The organism is Pseudoalteromonas sp. Z1A6, assembly GCF_011378745.1.
GTDB classification, from domain to species: domain Bacteria; phylum Pseudomonadota; class Gammaproteobacteria; order Enterobacterales; family Alteromonadaceae; genus Pseudoalteromonas; species Pseudoalteromonas arctica.
Genome location: NZ_WTKW01000445.1, coordinates 1 through 2,867 on the forward strand (window position 1 = coordinate 1; position 2,867 = coordinate 2,867).

Annotated in this window: 4 protein-coding genes; 1 reads left to right on the forward strand and 3 read right to left on the reverse strand. The window is 38.1% G+C overall.

The genetic code is table 11. From position 1 onward, the window contains the following. Window positions 1–1,032, forward strand: a 1,032-nt coding sequence (rnd, locus tag GQR46_RS18290) for a ribonuclease D (RefSeq protein ID WP_165741940.1), incomplete at its 5' end; no start/stop codon positions are given. A 162-nt stretch (window positions 1,033–1,194) separates the two neighbouring features. On the opposite strand, the gene minE is transcribed toward rnd, so the two are convergent. The 3 genes from minE to minC form a co-directional block, all read right to left on the reverse strand. Then, the gene (gene minE, locus GQR46_RS18295) at window positions 1,195–1,458 is read right to left on the reverse strand and encodes a cell division topological specificity factor MinE (RefSeq protein WP_007377619.1); all 264 of its coding nucleotides are present in this window, start codon (window positions 1,456–1,458) and stop codon (window positions 1,195–1,197) included. Between the two features lies 1 nt (window position 1,459). Next, on the reverse strand, window positions 1,460–2,269 hold the full coding sequence (gene minD / locus GQR46_RS18300) for a septum site-determining protein MinD (protein ID WP_165727982.1): 810 nt from the start codon (window positions 2,267–2,269) through the stop codon (window positions 1,460–1,462). Window positions 2,270–2,274: 5 nt separating this feature from the next. Then, window positions 2,275–2,867 (reverse strand): septum site-determining protein MinC (minC, locus tag GQR46_RS18305; RefSeq protein ID WP_165741943.1); only part of this gene is annotated, 593 nt, incomplete at its 5' end.

The following is a 2,867-nucleotide window of genomic DNA, read 5'->3' on the forward strand; positions in this document are numbered from 1 at the left end:
CGTCGTACTTTGTATCCTGAAGTTGCACTTATCCAAGTTTTTGATGGTGAACACTTAGCACTTATAGATCCATTAGCTGAGCTTTCACTATTTGATTTTTGGGAAATACTTAAAGATCCCGCAGTTTTAAAAGTACTGCATTCTCCTTCAGAAGATATTGAAGTTTTTCAAAAGTACGCAGGCTTTGTTCCAGCCCCGTTATTTGATACACAATTTGCATTACAATTACTTGGTGAAGGCAACTGTATGGGTTTTGCCCTTATGGTAAAAGAGCTGCAAGGTATTGAAATAGATAAAAGTGAGTCACGCACTAACTGGCTGCAACGCCCGTTAACTAAAAAACAATTAGACTACGCGGCTGCTGATACTTTTTACTTATTACCGTGTTTTGAGCTGATTATTGATCGCATTAATGCCGCTGGCTTCTTTGACATTGTAATAAACGAAAGTGAATTGATTGCCAAAAAACGTGCATTTCAAACACCTGACGAGCTTTTATATAAAGATATTAAAAATGCATGGCAACTTAAACCGCACGAACTAGCTGTGTTAAAAGAGCTTGCTGTATGGCGAAGAAATAAAGCTATCAAGAAAAATTTGGCACTTAATTTTGTGTTAAAAGAACATAACATGACTGAAATTGCCAAACGTGGTCCTTCAAGTTTAAACGCTCTACGTCAAATTCCAGGAGTTGAAGCTATTGAAGTTAATCGCTCTGGTGTCGATATAATAAAGTGTATTGAAGTTGCTAAAGAAGTCCCAGATGCTGAGCATCCAGATGTACTTAAGCGCTTAATTGATTTTCCTACCTATAAAAAAGTAGCGAAAGATATAAAACAAAAAATCACTAAAGTAGCTAAAGAGCACAATATACCAGAAGACGTTATGGCCTCTAAAAAGCAAATCAATCAATTGATTAGTTGGAATTGGAAGTTAACGCCTGATCAAAAACAGAGTCATATAAAGCCTGACTTACTGAGCTCTTGGCGATATACCTACGTTAAAGATGCTTTAAAAGAGTGGGATACTTAACGCTAAATATATACCTTTAACTGTGTGATAAGGGTCTTTTGATTCATATTACATGGTTAAAAAGTTTTAGTTGAGCGCAGGCATTAAAGCGTAGATATTCATAGTAATTATTAAAAAGTAAACACAAATAAAGAGGGCGCTAATAAAGCGCCCTTTCTTCGATTACTTCTTTTCTTCATCAGGTAGTGTAACGTTTAGCTCAAGTACGGCTAAATCGTCTTCGTTCTGATCGAACTGAACCTGAACTGCATCGCTACTTACGTTCACGTATTTACGGATCACATCTAAAATATCTTGTTTTAATTGTGGTAAGTAATCCGGCGTTCCTCGTTGAGAACGCTCGTGCGCGACAATGATCTGCAATCGCTCTTTTGCTAATGACGCACTGTTTTTCTTTTCTGAGCGGAAGTAGTCAAGTAAAGACACGTTAACCTCCAAAAATCCGTTTAAATAAGCCTTTTTTCTCAACGTCTAAGAAGCGAAAATCGACAGTTTCACCTAGTAGGCGATTAATTGCGTCAGAGTAAGCTTGGCCTGCATCAGATTCTGTATCTAATATAACAGGTTGGCCTGAGTTTGAAGCACTTAACACCGCTTGCGATTCAGGGATCACACCTAGCAGTGGAATTGATAGAATATCTTGTACGTCTTCTACCGATAGCATTTCACCTTTTTCAACACGACTAGGATTATAGCGTGTTAATAGTAAGTGTTCTTTAATGTTTTCTAGGCCTTCTTCAGCTCGTTTTGATTTGCTGTGTAGAATACCTAAAATACGATCAGAATCTCGAACTGAAGACACTTCTGGGTTTGTTGTCACAATTGCTTCGTCAGCAAAGTACATTGCCATCATAGCGCCAGCTTCAATACCTGCTGGTGAATCACATACTATGTAATCAAAGTCTTCTTTTAATTCGTTTAATACGCGCTCAACACCTTCACGGGTTAATGCATCTTTATCACGAGTTTGTGAAGCGGGTAGTAAAAATAATTTATCTACACGTTTATCTTTAATAAGCGCTTGGTTAAGTTTTGCCTCACCATTTATTACGTTTACAAAGTCATAAACAACACGGCGTTCACAACCCATAATTAAATCTAAGTTACGTAAACCAATATCAAAGTCGATAATAACTGTTTTATAGCCTTTTAACGCTAAGCCTGTGCCAATTGCAGCACTTGATGTTGTTTTGCCAACACCGCCTTTACCAGAGGTAACGACAATTACTTTTGCCATGAGATTTATCCTTTAACCAAAGCTGAAATTTCTAATGATTCGTCTTTTTGTTGTATTTGCACTGCATTTCCCCAATGTTCACCTTGTAGCGAATCACTGATCCAGTAGTTACCATCTATTGAAACTAGTTCGGCTTCAAGTTTTTGGCAAAAAATGTGTGCTTCTTTAAAACCTTTTGCGCCTGCAATAGCGCGGCCGCGTAACGTGCCATATATATGTACATTACCATCGGCAATAACTTCAGCGCCGTGACTTACTGCACCAAGCACGATTAAATCGCGGTCTTTTGCGTAAACTTGCTGGCCAGAGCGAACGGTACCGCTAATAATTTGCGCCGGCAAATGCACTGTTTTTTCTACAATAGACGTATTAGCCTCTTGTTTAACAGGTTCGCTCTTAACGTCTTGTGAATAATTTAAAACAGATAAGCCAGCCGCTTTAGCTTGGGCATGTTGCTCATCAGAGCCATTACATACACCAACAGCGTTAAAGCTCATACGCTCGATTAATGACTTTAAGTGTACAAAATCAAGTGAACTGTTTTTAATTTCAATTAAATTAACAACAATAGGAGCACCCTCAAAAAACTTAGGGGCCT

Coding starts and splice junctions, on each gene's coding strand:
- minD (WP_165727982.1), bottom strand. CDS start 2,269: ATGGCAAAAGTAATTGTCGTTACCTCTGGTAAAGGCGGTGTTGGCAAA.